Source organism: Mesorhizobium sp. B2-1-1, from assembly GCF_006442975.2.
Taxonomy (GTDB): Bacteria; Pseudomonadota; Alphaproteobacteria; order Rhizobiales; family Rhizobiaceae; genus Mesorhizobium.
In genome coordinates, this window is sequence record NZ_CP083954.1 from 3,154,420 (window position 1) to 3,171,186 (window position 16,767).

Annotated in this window: 13 protein-coding genes; 9 read left to right on the forward strand and 4 right to left on the reverse strand. The window is 63.9% G+C overall.

Annotated features, from left to right (window positions below):
- Nucleotides 1-96 precede the first annotated feature (96 nt).
- Genes soxG through FJ972_RS15465 form a run of 4 tightly spaced genes read right to left on the reverse strand, consistent with a single transcriptional unit; the run spans nucleotide 97 to nucleotide 5,277 of the window.
- Entirely contained in the window at nucleotides 97-684 is a 588-nt protein-coding gene (gene soxG / locus FJ972_RS15450) for a sarcosine oxidase subunit gamma family protein (protein ID WP_140521123.1), read from the reverse strand.
- The gene (locus FJ972_RS15455; RefSeq protein ID WP_140521122.1) at nucleotides 677-3,670 is read right to left on the reverse strand and encodes a sarcosine oxidase subunit alpha; all 2,994 of its coding nucleotides are present in this window, start codon (nucleotides 3,668-3,670) and stop codon (nucleotides 677-679) included. The genes soxG and FJ972_RS15455 overlap by 8 nt, the downstream gene beginning before the upstream one ends.
- Nucleotides 3,667-3,963: a sarcosine oxidase subunit delta gene (locus FJ972_RS15460; protein WP_140516363.1), complete on the reverse strand. Its 297-nt coding sequence runs from the start codon at nucleotides 3,961-3,963 to the stop codon at nucleotides 3,667-3,669. Before FJ972_RS15460 ends, FJ972_RS15455 begins: the two co-directional genes overlap by 4 nt.
- A gap of 54 nt (nucleotides 3,964-4,017) precedes the next feature.
- Complete coding sequence (locus FJ972_RS15465; protein WP_140495627.1) at nucleotides 4,018-5,277, reverse strand: sarcosine oxidase subunit beta; 1,260 nt, start codon at nucleotides 5,275-5,277, stop codon at nucleotides 4,018-4,020.
- A 452-nt stretch (nucleotides 5,278-5,729) separates the two neighbouring features.
- Here FJ972_RS15465 and FJ972_RS15470 point away from each other — a divergent pair, with 452 nt between their 5' ends.
- The 9 genes from FJ972_RS15470 (at nucleotide 5,730) to FJ972_RS15510 (ending at nucleotide 16,742) form a co-directional block, all read left to right on the forward strand.
- Nucleotides 5,730-8,219 carry a mechanosensitive ion channel family protein gene (locus FJ972_RS15470; RefSeq protein ID WP_140521121.1) on the forward strand — a complete coding sequence of 830 codons (2,490 nt, stop codon included), beginning with the start codon at nucleotides 5,730-5,732 and terminating at the stop codon, nucleotides 8,217-8,219.
- Between the two features lie 153 nt (nucleotides 8,220-8,372).
- Nucleotides 8,373-8,636, forward strand: a complete 264-nt coding sequence (locus FJ972_RS15475) for a hypothetical protein (RefSeq protein WP_140521120.1) — start codon at nucleotides 8,373-8,375, stop codon at nucleotides 8,634-8,636.
- A 206-nt stretch (nucleotides 8,637-8,842) separates the two neighbouring features.
- Complete coding sequence (locus tag FJ972_RS15480) at nucleotides 8,843-10,276, forward strand: UbiA family prenyltransferase (protein WP_140521119.1); 1,434 nt, start codon at nucleotides 8,843-8,845, stop codon at nucleotides 10,274-10,276.
- A gap of 2 nt (nucleotides 10,277-10,278) precedes the next feature.
- Nucleotides 10,279-11,631, forward strand: coding sequence for an FAD-binding oxidoreductase (locus FJ972_RS15485; protein ID WP_140521118.1), 1,353 nt, complete (start codon nucleotides 10,279-10,281; stop codon nucleotides 11,629-11,631).
- A gap of 123 nt (nucleotides 11,632-11,754) precedes the next feature.
- Nucleotides 11,755-12,204, forward strand: coding sequence for an EamA family transporter (locus FJ972_RS15490; protein WP_140521117.1), 450 nt, complete (start codon nucleotides 11,755-11,757; stop codon nucleotides 12,202-12,204).
- Nucleotides 12,201-13,208, forward strand: coding sequence for an NAD-dependent epimerase/dehydratase family protein (locus tag FJ972_RS15495; RefSeq protein ID WP_140521116.1), 1,008 nt, complete (start codon nucleotides 12,201-12,203; stop codon nucleotides 13,206-13,208). Before FJ972_RS15490 ends, FJ972_RS15495 begins: the two co-directional genes overlap by 4 nt.
- A 104-nt stretch (nucleotides 13,209-13,312) precedes the next feature.
- Nucleotides 13,313-14,743, forward strand: coding sequence for an aspartate aminotransferase family protein (locus FJ972_RS15500; RefSeq protein WP_181173456.1), 1,431 nt, complete (start codon nucleotides 13,313-13,315; stop codon nucleotides 14,741-14,743).
- Between the two features lie 11 nt (nucleotides 14,744-14,754).
- Nucleotides 14,755-15,987, forward strand: a complete 1,233-nt coding sequence (locus FJ972_RS15505; protein WP_140521264.1) for a DUF2029 domain-containing protein — start codon at nucleotides 14,755-14,757, stop codon at nucleotides 15,985-15,987.
- Nucleotides 15,984-16,742, forward strand: coding sequence for an FkbM family methyltransferase (locus tag FJ972_RS15510; RefSeq protein ID WP_140521114.1), 759 nt, complete (start codon nucleotides 15,984-15,986; stop codon nucleotides 16,740-16,742). Before FJ972_RS15505 ends, FJ972_RS15510 begins: the two co-directional genes overlap by 4 nt.
- Nucleotides 16,743-16,767 lie beyond the last annotated feature (25 nt).

A 16,767-nucleotide genomic window follows, 5' to 3' on the forward strand; every position in this document is an offset into this window, starting at 1 on the left:
GCTTGACGGCCATATCACGCCATTATGGCGGCCGCCGGTGCATTGCTGTAGCGTCAGAGCCGGCCGGCCTTGATGCCAGAATCCCTCGAGGCGCGCCTACTGGACCTCGTAGCCGACTTCCTCGCTGGCGTGACACAGCGCCTTCCAGAAGGAGCGCGCGAAAGAGCGGAAGACGTAGATGTCGAACTGGTCGCCGCCGGTGCGTTGGATCTGGGCGAAGACATCGTGATGGGTGGTCGAGCGGCCGGCGCCGAGCGGGAAGGCAGGCAGCGCGAAATCGATGGCGAAGAACTTCGCCAGCACCCATTCGGCCTTCGGTCCGGCGATGCGGATCGCGCTGCGGCCATGCGAAAGATCGGTCACCGTGCCGATGGCGGGGGTCACCACGCCCGCGAAAGCCGCGGCCAGCCCCTCGGCTTCGTCGGCTACGGTGAACTTTCCCGGTGCGAAACCGAATGCCGATTTGGCGCCATTGGTGGCGCCACCGCCGGCACCGTCGGGCAGCGCAAGCCCGGTGACGGCGCGGATGCATGATATCAGTTTCTTCTCTTCGCCCGGCCAGGCGGCGAGCTGCACGATCGAGCCCGGTCTCGTCTCGGTCAGGATGACCTCGACACCACGTTCGAAATTGCCGTGCGAGCCGACATGGAATTCCGGTTCCAGCGGTGAAAGGCGCTCAACCATGCATGCGGCTCCCGTCCGGATCGTAGAAGTGGTTGGAAACGATCTCGACCGGTCCGAACCGGTTGCGCAGCGGATCGGAGACATGGGCGCGCGAGCCGTGCCTGGCCTTGCCGCCTTTGACCAGCGCCAGCGCGATGTGCTTGCCGAGCGCCGGCGAATAGCAGCATGCCGTGATGTGGCCGATGGAGCCGTGCGGGTTGGACTCGTCAAGCTCCTCGACGATATGCGCGCCGCCGTTGAGCGGCCTGTTGTCGAGCGCGACCAGGCCGACAAGTTCCAGCCGGTCGGGCGAGATGAGGCCCTCGCGGTCCATCATCGCCGAGCCGATAAACGGTTTCTTCTTCGACAGCATCCAGTCGAGATGCAGGTCGCGCGCCGTGGTGCGGCCGTCGATCTCGGCGCCCGTCACATGGCCTTTCTCGATGCGCATCGTGCCCAGCGCTTCCAGTCCGTAGGTTGCCAGGCCGAACGGCTTGCCGGCCTCGACAAGCGTTTCCCAGACATGGGTGCCATGGTCGGCGCCGCAATAGACCTCGAACGCCATTTCGCCGGAGAAGGACAGCCGGCAGATCATCACCGGCACGCCAGCGATCTGGCCATGCACGATGCCCATGAACGGCAGCGCCGCATTGTCGACAGCGGTGCCGGCGACGCAGCCGGCCAGGATCTGCCTGGCTTTCGGCCCGCCGATCGCGGCACCCGCCCACTGGTCGGTCACGGAGGTGACATGAACCTTGAGCTCCGGCCAGACCACATCGAGGAAATATTCCAGATGCTGCATAACCTTGCCGGCATTGGCCGTGGTGGTGGTCATCAGGTAATCCTGTTCGCCGAGCCGCCATGTGGTACCGTCGTCGAAGGCCAGCCCGTCCTCGCGCAGCATCAGTCCGTAGCGCGCCTTGCCCACGGCCAACGTGGAAAACATGTTGGTGTAGACACGGTCGAGGAATTCGGCCGCGTCCGGACCTTGCACCGCGATCTTGCCGAGCGTCGAGACATCGACGATGCCGGCGCTTTCGCGCGTTGCCCTGGCCTCGCGTACATAGGCCTGCTCGATCGTCTCACCGGCAAGGCCGTAGATCATCGGCCGGTACCACAGGCCGGCGGAATACATGGTCGCGCCATTGGCGACATGCCAGTCATGCATCGGCGTCAGCCGTTCGGGCTTGAGGTCACCGAAGCGCTCCGCCGCCAGCGATCCGATCGAAACCGGTGCAAAGGGCGCCCGGAAGCGTGTCGTGCCGACTTCCGGGATCGGCTTGCCCAGCGCCTCGGCCATGATGGCCAGGCCGGGGACGTTGGAATTCTTGCCCTGGTCGGTCGCCATGCCGAGCGTGGTGTAGCGTTTCAGATGCTCGACCGAGACGAAGCCTTCGCGGTGCGCCAGCCGCACGTCCTCCGACGTCACGTCGTGCTGGAAGTCGACGAAGCTCTTGCCGCTGGCCCTGATCTCGAACACCGGCGCCGGATCGGGATCGCAAGCTACGGCTTCGACCGAGGGCAGTGCGGCCGGCGTGGCTTGCGCGCCTGCCGCGGCAAGGCCCGCGGCCCGGCCCTCGGTCATCGCTTCGGCGGTGGAAAAGCTGCCGGTGAAGGCGCCTGCGCCAATCCAGTTCTGCGTCGGCTTCGGCGGCAGGAAGGCTTGTCGGGCGGCATTCCACTCCGCCTTGGCGCCGGCCTGGCTGGCCAGATGGATGGTTGGCGACCAGCCCCCCGACATCAAGAGGCAGTCGGCATGGATGCTGCGGGCGTCGCCGGTGAGCGTGCCGTTGGCCATGTCGAAGCGCTGCAGCTTGACGCCGGAGAGCGCCTTGCCGCCCTCAGTGGCGATCACGGCATGGCCGGGAAAGATCTCGGCTCCGGTCTCCTCGGCCAGCTTGCGCATTTCGCCCGAAAGCTCGGGACGGACATCGACAATCGCGGCAATCCTTGCGCCGGCCTTCTTCAGCGCCAGGGCGCAGCGATAGGCGCTGTCATTGTTGGTGAACAGCGCGACCGTCTGCCCCGCCAGCACGCCGAATTCGTTGGCGTAGCGCTCCGCGGCATGCGCCAGCATCACGCCCGGGCGGTCATTGCCCGGAAATACGAGCGGCCGTTCGAAAGCGCCGGTGGCCAAGACCACCGATCGGGCGCGGATCGCCCAATAGCGATGGCGCGGTTCGCCCTTGCCGGGTGTCTCCTTGTGATCGGTGACGCGCTCAAGGGCGGCAAGCGTATTGCTGTCGTAGTAGCCCCAGACCGTGGTGCGCGGCAGAAGCCGGACGTTGTCGTAACCCTCGAGCTGGGCCACGGTTCGCCTGGCCCAGTCGGCCGCCGGCAGGTCATCGATCGTCTCGTTCGACCAGTTGGCAGAGCCGCCGAAACGCGGATCGAGTTCGGCAAGCATGACGCGCGCGCCCTGATCAGCAGCGGCCTTGGCGGCCGTCAGCCCGGCAGGGCCGGAGCCGACCACCAGCACGTCGCAAAAGGCGTTCATGCGCTCATAGCGCGCCGGGTCGGCGGTGGAACCGGCCCGGCCGAGGCCGGCGGCGCGGCGGATGAAATGCTCGCAGAACATCCAGAAGCGCGTGCCCTTCAGCGGACCGATCACCGGACCCATGAAGGTCTTGTAGTAGAAGCCGGCCGATAGGAGCTTGCCGCCGAGCTGGTTGACGGCGCTGACGTCCCAGGCCAGCGACGGAAAACGGTTCTGGCTGACGGCGACCAGCCCGTCATGAAGCTCGACCATGGTCGCCGCGACGTTGGGCTCGCGGACCTCGCCCTTCAGCACCGTCACCAGCGCGTTCGGCTCTTCCACGCCTGCTGTCAGGAGGCCGCGCGGGCGGTGGTATTTGAACGAGCGCCCGTAAAGCGTGACGCCGTTGGCCAGCAGCGCCGAAGCCAGCGTATCACCGGCATGGCCGGTGTAGGGCGTGCCATCAAAGGTGAAGCGGATGGTCTTCAGCCAGTCGATGCGGCCGCCGGTCTCGGTCCGGCGCGGGCTCACGATCTGCCCTCCGCCTTGCGCCGCGCGACCGGGCCGTGGTCGCCGCGTGCGAAGGCGACGCTGGAAATCTCATGCGTCAGCGTGTTGCGCACGACCCTGAGATGCGCGCGGCAGCCGCCGGAATGCTGCCAGATCTCGTTGTGGTCTCCGGCCGGGTTCAGCCGGTCATAGACATAGGCGTTCCAGGCTTCGAAGTTCTGCGAGGCGGGGTCGGGACGCTCGCGGTTGCCGTCACCCTGGTAGGTGAACTCGATGACGTCGCGCGGGCCGCAATAGGGACAAGTGATCAACATCGGATATTCCTGGTGCAGCCTTGCTCGGTGAAGCCTTGCTTGGAGAGATATTGTTCAGTGCAGTCTGGGATTGGCGCCCTGGCCCTTGTCGTCGATCACCAGGCCGCGATGGAAGCGGTCGAGCGTGAAGGGGGCGTTGAGGTCATGCGGCTCGTCCTTGGCGATGGTCCAGGCAAAGCACCAGCCGGAGGCGGGCGTCGCCTTGAAGCCGCCATAGCACCAGCCGCAGTTGAGATACATGCCGGGCAGGGGCCCGGTGGTGATGATGGGCGAGCCGTCCATCGACATGTCGCAGACGCCGCCCCAGGAGCGCAGCATGCGCACGCGGGCAAGCCCCGGGAACAGCGCCAGCATCTCGCTCATCACCTCGTCGACGATGGGCAGGTTGCCGCGCTGGGCGTAGCTGTTGTAGCCGTCGATGTCGCCGCCGTAGACGAGGCCGCCCTTGTCCGATTGCGACATGTAGAAATGGCCCATGCCGAACGTGACGACCGTATCGATGAAGGGCTTCAGCGATTCGGTGACGAAGGCCTGCAGCACATGGCTCTCGATCGGCATCGTCTCGATGCCGGCAAGCTGCATCACCCGGCCGGTGCTGCCGGCCACCGCGACCGCCACCTTCTTGGCGCGGATGTCGCCGCGTGATGTGGTGACGCCGGTGATGCGGTCGCCGTCGCGCAGGAAGCCGGTGACCTCGCAATTCTCGATGATGTCGACGCCGCGCCGGTCGGCGCCGCGCGCATAGCCCCAGGCCACGGCGTCGTGGCGGGCGGTGCCGGCGCGCCGCTGCATCAGGCCGCCGACCACGGGGAAGCGCGCATCACTGGAAATATCGAGCGCGGGGATCAGGCGCTTAATTTGCGCCGGCGTCATCAGTTCGGCGTCGACACCGAGATGGCGCATGGCGTTGCCGCGCCGTGCATAGTCGTCGAACTGGGCCGGCGTGTGCGCCAGGTTCAGGCAGCCGCGCTGCGAGAACATGACGTTGTAGTTGAGATCGTGCGACAGGTTCTCCCACAGCTTCATCGAATGCTCGTAGAAGCGGGTGTTGGCAGGCAGCAGATAGTTGGAGCGCACGGCGGTGGTGTTGCGGCCGACATTGCCGGAGCCGAGCCAGCCTTTTTCCAGCACCGCGACATTGGTGATGCCGTGTTCCTTGGCGAGATAATAGGCGGTCGACAACCCGTGCCCGCCGCCACCGATGATGATGACGTCGTAGGATGCCTTCGGGTCCGGCTTGCGCCAGGCCGGCTTCCAGTCCTTGTTTCCCTTGAGCGCATTCGCGAGCAGCGAAAGGGCCGAGTACTCTGCCATGGATATGATGTCCGTTTCGGGCGATGCGGCAGACTATAGAGCAGGCCGCACGCGCAAAGCCAATATTGCGCCATCGCCTTTCGACTGGCCGACGCTCCGGCCACCGCCAGATCAGCGCAGGTGCGGTCGGATCAGGCGACGAGTCCGGGTGACGGGGTCCTTCGCCGGCGCGCTGTTGATGGAGCATTGAACGAAAAAACCCGCCTGTGCGGCGGGTCGTTGGCGCAACTCAGCACCATGACTGAATATCTACCATAGCTGCCTTCACCCAGTCAAGAAGAAATTCCTATCATAAAGCTGCCGGCACAACGGGACTGGCGGTCGTCAGGTCTTTGTTGCCCCGAGTTCGGAGCCCTGGCGGTCGGATGCGACGGCTTGCCCCATGATATGGCCGTCTTTATCAAGGACAGGCAAATTCAATTGCCATTGCCGCCTTGAGTCGCCAACAAATCATGTTTTTCAAATTGCTTCGTCTCGTCTTGATGTTCGCGCTTGTCCTTGCGGCGCCGCTTTCGTTCGATGCGTCGGCGCAAGGGCTTGGCCAGGCGCCTGCCGGACTGGTCGCCGACCAGCAGAAAATCCTTCAGGACCTGACGACCAAGACCGACAATTTCGACAAGAAGATCCAGCAGGACGGTGATGACGATGCCACTCTCGTCGATATCCGCCTGCAGCTCGAGGAGTTGTCGCGGCAATCGCTGAACAGCGCGCTGGCCTTCCGCACCCGCCTTAGCGAGATCAACAGCCGGCTCGAGCAACTCGGCCCGGCACCCGCCGCCGGCCAGCCGCCCGAGCCCGATATCGTCAGCACCGAGCGCCAGGCGCTGGTCTCCGAAAAGGCCGAGATCAACGCGGTCATCGCGCAGGCGCAGACGCTGTCGATCCGCATCAGCGGGATGATCGACAAGATCGGCAACATGCGCAGCGCGCTCTTCCGCAATCTCCTGACCAAGCGCTATGTGCTGTCGGATGCGCTGAGCCCACAGGTCTTTTCCGACGCCCGCGACGAGTTCGGCAATTTCTACAAGGCGGTCTCGTCCTGGCTGAGCTTCGCCTTCAGGTTCAAGTTCCAGGCCATTCTGGCGGCTACCTTCGTGGCGCTCGGGCTGGCCCTGGTGCTTCTGGTCGGCGGCAGGCGGTTGTTTGGACGGGTGTTCGAAGCCGATCCGTCCAATGAGGACCCGTCCTATCTCAGCCGCCTGTCGGTGGCCTTCTGGTCGACATTGCTGCCGACGCTGGCGGTCGGCGCCTTTCTTGGATCGACGATTTTCTTTTTCAACTATTACAACGTTTTGCGCGGCGACATTGGCCTTTTCCTCAACGCGCTGGCGACGGTCATCGGGGTGGTGTTCTGCGTCAATCGGCTGGCCAATGCGGCGCTCGAGCCGAGGCTGCCGAACTGGCGCCTGATCCCGGTCGAATCCGGCCCGGCGCGTTGGCTGGTGCGCCTGACCACCGCCATGGCCGTGGTCATCAGCGTCAACACCTTCCTGTCCGTCATCAACGACAAGATGGGATCGCCGCTGTCGCTGACGATCGCGCGCAGTTTCGTGGCCACCATCGTCGTCGGCATCATCCTGATCCTGATGGCGATGCTGCGGCCGTTCAAGGCCCGTGACGGCAGCTGGCGGCCTTGGCCGGCATGGCTGCGCTACCTGGCGCTGGCTCTGGGGCTCTTCACCATCATAGCCGCCTTGCTTGGCTATATCGGCCTTGCGCTGTTCGTGTCGCTGCAGGTGGTGGTCACCGGCACGGCGCTCGTCACCGCTTATATCGGCTTCCTGTCGGCACAGGCGATCGGCGACGAGGGCGCCTTCGCCAATACGTCGGTCGGGCGCTGGCTGTCGGTCAATTCCAGCTACGAGGACACCGCGCTCGACCAGCTCGGCCTTGTCGTCAGCGTGGCCATCAACGTGATGATCGTGCTGGTCTTCCTGCCGCTGATCCTGTTGATGTGGGGCTTCCAACTGGGCGACATCCAGGCCTGGGCGTACAAACTGGCGACCGGGATTAATATCGGTTCGGTGACGATTTCGGTCACCGGCATCCTGTCGGGCATCGTCGTCTTCATCATCGGCTATTTCCTGACGCGCTGGTTCCAGGGCTGGCTCGACGGTTCGGTGATGGCGCGCGGCAAGGTCGACACGGGGGTGCGCAACTCGATCCGGCTGGCCGTCGGCTATGCCGGCGTGGCACTTGCGGCACTGATCGGCATCTCGGCGGCGGGCATCGACCTGTCCAGCCTGGCGCTGGTCGCCGGCGCGCTGTCCCTCGGCATCGGTTTTGGCCTTCAAAACGTGGTGTCGAACTTCGTCTCGGGCCTGATCCTGCTGGCCGAGCGGCCGTTCAAGGTCGGCGACTGGATCGTCGCCGGCGACATCAGCGGCACCGTCAAGAAGATCAGCGTGCGCGCCACCGAGATCGAGACCTTCCAGCGGCAGTCGGTGATCCTGCCCAATTCGAACCTGATCAACAACGCCGTCGGCAACTGGACGCACCGCAACAAGCTCGGCCGCATCGACATCAAGGTCGGCGTCGCCTATGGCAGCGACGTCAAGCAGGTGCACGCCGTCCTGCTCGAGATCGCCCGCGGTCATCCGCTGGTGCTGAAGAACCCCGAACCCTTCGTCCTGTTTTCCAATTTCGGGCCTGCCGCGCTGGAATTCGAGATCCGCCTGTTCCTGGCCGATGTGATGAACGGCAACATCGTGCAGAACGACATCCGCTTCACCGTGCTGGAAACATTCAGCGATCAGCATATCGAGATACCCTCGACGCCACGCGCCGTCGTCGAGCCCAAGCATGCGAAGGCCTGGCCGACCGACGACGACAAGATCGAGGCCGATTTCGCCGAGCAGGAACGAGCAAAGGCGGAGGCCGCGGCCGGGGCCAAACGTCTCTCCAAATCAGGACGCAAGGCGAAGAAACCTGATCCGGATTAGATCGGCGATCGGAAGGTTTCAGGCCATCAAACCAATTGCGGCATGAATGCGGCATTCAGTTGCGGTTCAGCTTCCATCTCATATAAGCTCCCATGCAAAGGCGAGAATGCCTTGCGAAATGCAACAGAGGCGGTGGGAACACCGATATTGCACATGTGGAAGTCTCTCGTCGCTGCCGTCGCCTTGCTCGCCGTGAGCGGGTCGGCCCATTCCGCCAGCGCGGTCAACAAGGACGCCGAGACCCGCACGCTGATCGTGACGGAAGGCGGCAGCAAGACCGACCTGGCGTTGGCCGCCGGCGAAACCGTGGAATTTTGCCCGAATGGCTGTTTCGTCACCTTGCCCAATGGCGACCTCGAAGCCCTGACCGGTTCGGAAACGGTCGAGATCTCGGGCGGCGTCGCCCGCATCAAGTAATTTTTGCCGACATGTCTTGAGAGGCCGGACATTTGTCCGGCCTTTTATTGTTTTCGGTAGCGGTTGTTTAACAATGACGCGGGAAATGCCGCGGTGACAGCCGCCCACAACCGGGCGTTTTAACGTTCGTTACGCCATCTCCCCGCTATACGTCTTGCGAAGACGCCGACAAACGGCGCGGCGGGTTCGAGGCAGGGCAGGACGACATGGACGCGCGGTCCGACGGAAACGCAATACCGCTTGCGGTCGATCTCGACGGCACGCTGATCGCGACCGACCTGCTATGGGAAGGACTGTTCATCCTTCTCAAGAAGAACCCGCTCTACATTTTCCTCGTGCCTTTCTGGGCCGCCGCCGGGCCGGCCCGGCTGAAGCAAGCCATCGCCCAGCGCGTCGATATCGATCCCGCGTCGCTGCCTTACCGCGCGCCATTGCTCGACCGCATACGGGCCGAGCATGCCGAAGGCCGCAAGATCGTGCTGGCGACAGGCACGCCGCGCAAATTCGCCGACGCCATCGCTCGCCACCTCGGTGTCTTCGACAGGGTGCTGGCGACGGACGGGGTCGACAATCTGACTTCCGGCAAGAAGCGTGCCTCGCTCGTCGCGGCCTATGGCGATGGCGGCTTCGACTATGCCGGCAACAGCCGCCATGATCTCCAGGTTTTTGATGCGGCACGCAGCGCGATCGTGGTGGCGCCGGATCGCCACGCCGCGCGCTGGCAGGCTGCGCATGGCGCCGAAACCATGTCGGCGCCGAAACCGACATTGCGGACCATCGTCAAAATGCTGCGCGTGCATCAATGGCTGAAGAATTCGCTGATCGCGGTGCCGATGGTGCTGTCGCACGAATATTTCAACGCCGGCATGATCTGGGAGTGCGTGCTGGCGTTCATCTCGTTCAGCGCGGTGGCGTCGGCCATCTATATCCTCAACGACTTCTTCGACCTGGCGCTTGACCGCAAGCATGCCACCAAGCGTAACAGGCCATTCGCCAGCGGCGCGCTCTCCATCCCGTTCGGGATCGGCGCGATCGCGGTGCTGCTGGCGATCGGCATCGGCACAGGACTGTTTCTGGCGCCCGAATTCCTCGCCGTGCTCGGCGGCTACATGGCTGTCACCACGGCTTATTCGCTGTCATTCAAGCGCATGCTGCTGGTCGACGTGCTGACGCTGGCCGGCCTCTACACGATCCGCGTTCTGGCGGGCGCGGCCGCGACCGGCGTCGAGGTCTCGTTCTGGCTGCTCGCCTTCTCGATCTTCTTCTTCCTGTCGCTGGCGCTGGTGAAGCGCTTCGTCGAATTGCGCACCACGGCCATTCCACCCGGCGAGCGCATTGCCGGGCGCGGATATCGCACCGAGGACCAGGAGATCGTCGCTCAGGCCGGCATGGCTTCGGCCTTCTCCTCGGCACTGGTGCTGGCGCTCTACATGGACAGTGTCGCGGTGCGTGAGCTCTACCCGCATCCCTGGCTGATCTGGCCGCTGCCGCCGATCGTGCTTTATCTCACCATGCGGGTCTGGATCCTGGCGCGTCGCGATGAGATGCATGACGATCCGGTCGTGTTCATCATCCGCGACTGGCGCAGCCAGATCGTGGTGCTGATCGGCGCCGTGCTGCTGGTGATTGGGGGCTGGTAGACATGGCCGGCGAGCGCTTCGACAGCTTCGGGCGCGCGACGTTGCCCGCGCCCCGCGTCATCGGCATCGATGACGCGATCGTGTTGCTGAAGGGCGGCCAGGCCAGGCAAGCCTCGCTGCTTGCTTATGGCAATGGCAGATCCTACGGCGATTCCTGCCAGAACGAGGCCGGCGCGGTCGTCGACATGCGGCCGCTGAACCGCATCCGCGCCTTCAATGCCGAGACCGGCCTTCTCGAAGCGGATGCGGGCGTGCTTTTGTCCGACGTCATTGCCCACGCCGCGCCCTACGGCTTCTTCCCGGCAGTCGTTCCGGGCACGCAGTTCGTCACGCTCGGCGGCGCCATAGCCAACGACGTCCACGGCAAGAACCATCACCGGCGCGGCACGTTCGGCTGCCATGTCGAAAGCCTCACGCTGCTGCGGTCCGATGGACGGACCTACCGCTGCTCCGCCACGGACAATCCGCGGTTGTTCCGGGCGACGATCGGCGGCATGGGGCTGACAGGCCTGATCCTGTCGGCCTCGATCCGGTTGATGCGGGTGCATTCCCTCGACATCATCGAGAAGGTGACGCCGTTTCGCGACCTGGGCGAATTTTTCGACCTGGCCGAGGCGGCGGACCAGGCCAATGAATATGCCGTCGCCTGGATCGATCAGCTCGCCGGCGGTCGGGGCAGCGGGCGCGGCCTGCTGTTCACAGGCAACCACGCCGAGCATGGCTCGCACACCGCCGCGCGTGCCGGCGGCAATTTCGCGGTGCCGTTCCAGCCGCCTTTCAATGTGCTCAGCCGGCCGTTCCTGAGCGCCTTCAATGCGGCCTACCGATGGCGGAAGGGCCGCTCTGCCGCGCCGCACCAGGTCGGCTACCAGGACTTCTTCTTCCCGCTGGACGGTGTGCGCGATTGGAACAGGCTTTACGGTCCGAACGGGCTGTTCCAGCACCAGAGCGTTGTGCCGGAAGAAGCCGCGCGTGAAGCGGTGCCGGCGCTGCTCGCGGCTGCCAGGCGGGCCGGGCAGGGCTCGTTCCTCACCGTTCTGAAACGCTTCGGCGGCGTCCGATCCCCGGCGCTGCTCTCCTTCCCGCGACCTGGCTACACGCTGACGCTGGATTTCCCCAACAGGGGAGCCGCGACCCTGGCGTTGCTGGACGAACTCGACCGCATCGCCATCGGAGCCGGCGGGGCAGTCAACCCCTACAAGGATGCGCGTATGAGCGCCGCGACCTTCGCCGCGTCCTTTCCGGAGTGGTCACGGCTGGAGGCGCAGCGCGACCCGGCCTTCATGTCCGGCTTCTGGGCGCGCACAGCCAAAAACATCGACCTGCGAAGGCGGGGTGCCGAGGCCGCCGAATAGATAAAATTGAAATGGATCGTGGTTAGCGATCGGTTAACGAGAAGATTTACTCAAAACGTCCTTGTGAGTTCACGAAATCTTTTCGGATTTGTAATAGAAGGCGTCACGGGTGGGTGAACGGACATGAAATATATCGTCTTCATTCTCTTTACGGTCATGACCAATGCGGCCGCGCAGCTGATGCTGAAGCAAGGCATGATGTCGCTTGGGCCGATCTCGTTCGAAGGCGCCAACCCGCTTATCAGGCTTTTGCAGATCGTCTTCAGCCCCTGGGTGTTCCTCGGCCTGTGCACCTTCGTCATTTCCATGGCCTCGCATCTCTACGTGCTGTCCAAGGTCGAGCTTTCCTTTGCCTATCCGTTCCTTAGCCTCGCCTATGTCGCCGTCGCGGTCTTCGCCTATTTCGTCTTTCGCGAGGACCTCAATGGCTGGCGCATCGCGGGTATCGGCTGCATCTGCGTGGGCACAGTGCTGATCGCCCAAAGCGGCCGAGACCTGGGTGACCACGGGCATGACGAGCAGACCGTTTCCATCACCTCCGACAAGATCGGCACCAGCGAGATCGTTCGATGAGACATCTGATTTTCGGCGGCGACGGCTTTGTCGGTCGCCACCTTGCCCCGAAGCTCGTGGCGGATGGCGAGGAGGTTGTCGTCGCCGACATCGTCAAGAGCGATCTTGCGCATTACCGCAACGTCGGCTTCGTCCATTGCGACGTGACCGATCCCGCATCGGTGGCGGCGGTTGGGCTGAAGGCCGACGACATGGTCTATAATCTGTCGGCAAAGATGCTGTCGCCGATCCAGGTGCGCGCCAAGCGGCACGATTTCTTCTTTCCGGTCAATTTCCATGGCACCGAGCATATCATGCAGGCGATGGACAAGGCTGGCGCACCCAGGCTTGTCCACTACACGACCGACATGATCTACGGCCATACGGTCACCTTCCCGATGACCGAGGAGCATCCGGTCGCGCCGCTCGGCGAATATGGCTGGTCGAAGCAGAAGACGGAGGAACTGGCCGCCGAATGGCGCAAGCGCGGCATGTCGATCTCGCTGTTTCGTCCGCGCCTGATCATCGGTCCCGGCCGCCTCGGCATCCTTGAAAAACTGTTCAAGCTGATCGACTGGAACCTTCCGGTGCCGATGATCGGCTCGGGCCGGAATCCATACCAGTTCATTTCTGTTTTCGATTGTGCGGAAGCTGCCCGCGCGGCCTGGAAAGCCGGCGTACCGAACGAGGCCTATAATCTGGGTTCGCTCAACCCGCCGCCGGTAAGGAAATTGCTCGGCGACCTGATCAGGCATGCCGGTTCGAAATCGATCCTGATTCCGACGCCGGGCTGGGCGGTGAAGCGCACGCTCGACCTGCTCGACCTGATGAACCTGCCGATTATGGATCCCGAGCAATATCTGATCGCCGACGAGGAGTGCGTGCTCGACGTCTCCAAAGCGGGACGCCAACTCGGCTGGGTGCCGCAACATCGCGACGAGGACATGCTGATCGCCGCCTACAGCGAATACCGCGCCAGGAAGGCCGGCCACGCCGTCGCCACCAAACATGTGCCCGCCGAATAGCAGCCCGCCAACAGTTTCATCTGCGCACGATCCCCGATCCTGCGCGCGGACAGGAGATTGAAATGACCGTCATGGCCAAGCCCGATCAGGCGAGCGCGCGCACCATGGTCAGCGCGCCGGCGCTGTCGCCAGCCACCATCGCCAAGCCTGACCTGATCAGCGTCGAGCAGGCCAAGGCGATGGACGTCGCTGCGATGACCGACCTGTTCAAGGCGCATCTCAACCCGGGCCAGCTGCATTTCATGAAGCTGCTCGGCTTCCACAAGATCAAGATCGAGCGCGCCGAGGGCATGTTCTACATCGACCAGAACGGCCGCAAGATCCTGGATTTCTTCGGCGGCTTCGGTTCGCTGGCCTTCGGCCACAACCATCCGCGCATCCTCGAAGCGCGCAAGAAATTCCAGGAGGAGAAGCGCCAGGAGATCGCCATCGCCTTCATGTCGCAATATGCGGCCGCGTTGGCCCACAACATCGCCAAATGTTCGCCCGGCGATCTCGACATGGTGTTTCTGGGCTCGTCCGGCTCGGAAGCGATGGAAGCGGCGGTAAAACTCGCCGAGCGTGCCGCCGGCCCGAAGCGGCCGAAAATCGTCTATGCCGAGAATTCCTTCCACGGCAAGACCAAGGGTGTGCTGGCGATCACCGACGGCCAGCTCTACCGCGCCGATTTCAAGGTGGCGGACAATGCGGTCCGGATTCCGTTCGCCGACATCGAAGCGGTCGAGCGCGCATTCCGCGCCGATCCCGAGATCGGCGTCATCGTGCTGGAAACCATCCAGGGCGGCGGCGGCATCATCCAGGCGCCCGCGGAATATTGGCAGAAGCTGCGCGCATTGTGCGATCAATACGGTGTGCTGTGGGTGGCCGACGAAGTGCAGTGCGGCTATGGCCGCTCCGGCCGCTTCTATGCTTTCGAACATTATGGCGTCGTTCCCGACGTGACGGCGCTCGCCAAGTCGCTCGGCGGCGGAAAGGCGGCGGTCGGCGCGATGGTCGCCAGGCGCGAGATCTATATGAAGGCCTACGGCACGCCGAAGACGGCGATGATCCATGCCATGGCGACTTTCGGCGGCATGGGCGAGGCCTGCGTCACCTCGATCGAAGCGCTCAACGTTCTCTATGACGAGGGCCTGATCGACAATGCCGCCGCTACCGGCGAGTACCTTTTGCAGCGCCTCCAGGCACTGAAGGACAAATACCCCAAGATCATCAAGGACGTCCGCGGCAAGGGGCTCATGATCGGGCTCGAGTTCCATGATTTCTCGCAGACATTGCCGACCGTGTTGCGGCCGGTGGTCAGCGTGCTTGACGACAAGCTGAAGGGTTCGCTGTCGGGCTTCATCGGCGCGCTGCTGCTGCGTGACTATGACGTGCTCGTCGCCTTCACCGAGTACAACCGCAACGTCATCCGGCTCGAGCCGCCGCTGATCTGCCAGCGCGAGCATGTCGACCGGTTCGTCGATGCTTTCGACAGCCTTTTGTCGCGCGGCATTGTGGGAATCGTGAAGGATTTCGTCAAAAGCCAGGTTCGTTGAGCCCCACGACGATGCTGACCAAGTCGCCCACTCCGCAAAACCCGCTCGACCGGCTCACAGCGGCCGGCCTGGCGTGGGGCGAGGGGACCTATGCGCGGCTGGCGGCACCCATCGGCGCGGCGGCTTTCGCGCTCTACATCCTTTTGACGGCGCTGACGGCCTGGGTGATGCCCGATTCTAATTGGGACATGCTTCCCTATCTCGCCATATCAGAGGAAGGCACATACCCCGATGCGCAGGCGCTGCATGATTATGCCTACAACACCGTCAAGGCCGGGGTCTCGGCAGGTGACTACAAGACGCTGACCGATGATGGCGGCGGCTTCCGCAGCCACATGGCGGAGAATGCCGCCGACTTCCATTCGCTGCTCGGCATGTACCGGATCAAGTTCCTCTACGCCGAGATCCTGTCGACGCTGAGCGCGGCGATGTCGCCGGTCGAAGCGATGCGGCTGGTGCAGGTGGCCTCGGTGCTGCTGTTCGGCGCGATCACGCTGCTCTGGCTGCGCTCGGAAAAGGCCTTGGCGCTGGCGCCGGTGATCGGCGCGGTGTTGATCATGGCCGATTTCGGCGATGCGGCGCGCGCCTCGACGCCGGATCTGCTGACTTCGGCGCTGCTGCTCGGCGGGCTTTACGCCTATGTCAGGGGCCGCGAGGCGGCGACGGCGATCCTGCTCTTCCTCGCCTTCATGGTGCGGCCGGACAATATTGTCTTTCTTGCCGTTTTCGCCGTTCTGCTCATCGCCTTCCGGCAGCAGGCATGGGGTGCGCTGGTCGGTTTTGCGGCGTCCTTCGTCGCCTATTTCGCCATCTCGCACTGGGCGCATCATCCTGGCTGGTGGCCGCATCTGTGGTTCTCCAGCGTCGAGCAGCACTACAATATGGACGGGTTCGAGCCGCCGTTCTCCGTCGTTGCCTATCTCAAGGCATTTGCCGCATCGCTGCTGCGCGCCGTCAACCTGAACAGCTGGGTCGGCGTCTCGGTGCTGGCGCTGGCCGGCTGGTACGCGGTCGGCCGTGCCGGCTTCCGGATCAACCGACGCGCCGGCATTCTGTTCGCGGCGCTCGTGCTCGGCGCGCTGGCTAAATTCACCGTCTTCCCGATCCACGACACGCGCATCTATTTCCCGCATCTGGTCCCGCCATTCCTGCTGCTGGCCGCCCCTTTCATGGCGCTGTGGGCGACGATCGCCCGCGGCCAGCACCGCGCCGCCTTGCATGCCATTCCCGGAGACACGCCATGAGTTCGCTATCCAGCCTGACGCGCATCGCGCTGTCGCTTGGCCTTCCGGCTGGTTTGCTCGACCGCGGTCCGTCGCTGCGCGGCACGAAATTCCTGGCCGGGGCGGCACTGAAAGCGCGCTTCGGCGGGACAAGGCGGCCTTTCCAGATGGTCAATGTCGGTGCCTGCGACGGCGCCCTGTTCGACGACGTCACGCCGTGGCTGCATCGCATACCGGGCGCCCGTGCCCTGCTGGTCGAGCCGATCCCCTATAACCAGAAGCGCCTGCGCGCCAATTATCCCGATACCAGCCGCTTCATCATCGAGCCGGTTGCCGTCACGAAAATAAGGGGGACGATCACCGTCCACACCTTCGATGCCGCCGCGCTTGAGGCCGGCACGCTGCCGATCGAGTTCATCGGCTGCTCCTCGGTTACCGACACCAACCTGATGTCGGGCAAGAATGCCTGGGGCGAGGATGACGTGAATTTCAACAAATTCGCGCCCTATCTCAGGGACATCGAAGTGCCGTCCGAGACCTTGCAGACATTGCTCGACCGCAACGGCATCAGCCATATCGACGCCTTCCTCGTCGATTGCGAGGGCGCAGACTGGATGGTCTTCGAGCAACTCGATCTCCAACGCTACCGTCCGGGCATGATCAAGGTCGAGGTCGGCGCACTGCCCGCTCCGGAGATCGGCCAGGTCGTGGTCAAGCTCAAGACCGCCGGTTATCAGGTCGGTTTCCAGGCCGAGGACATCTGGGCCTTCGCCTGACCGCAGAGATTTTCCCTGATCCAAA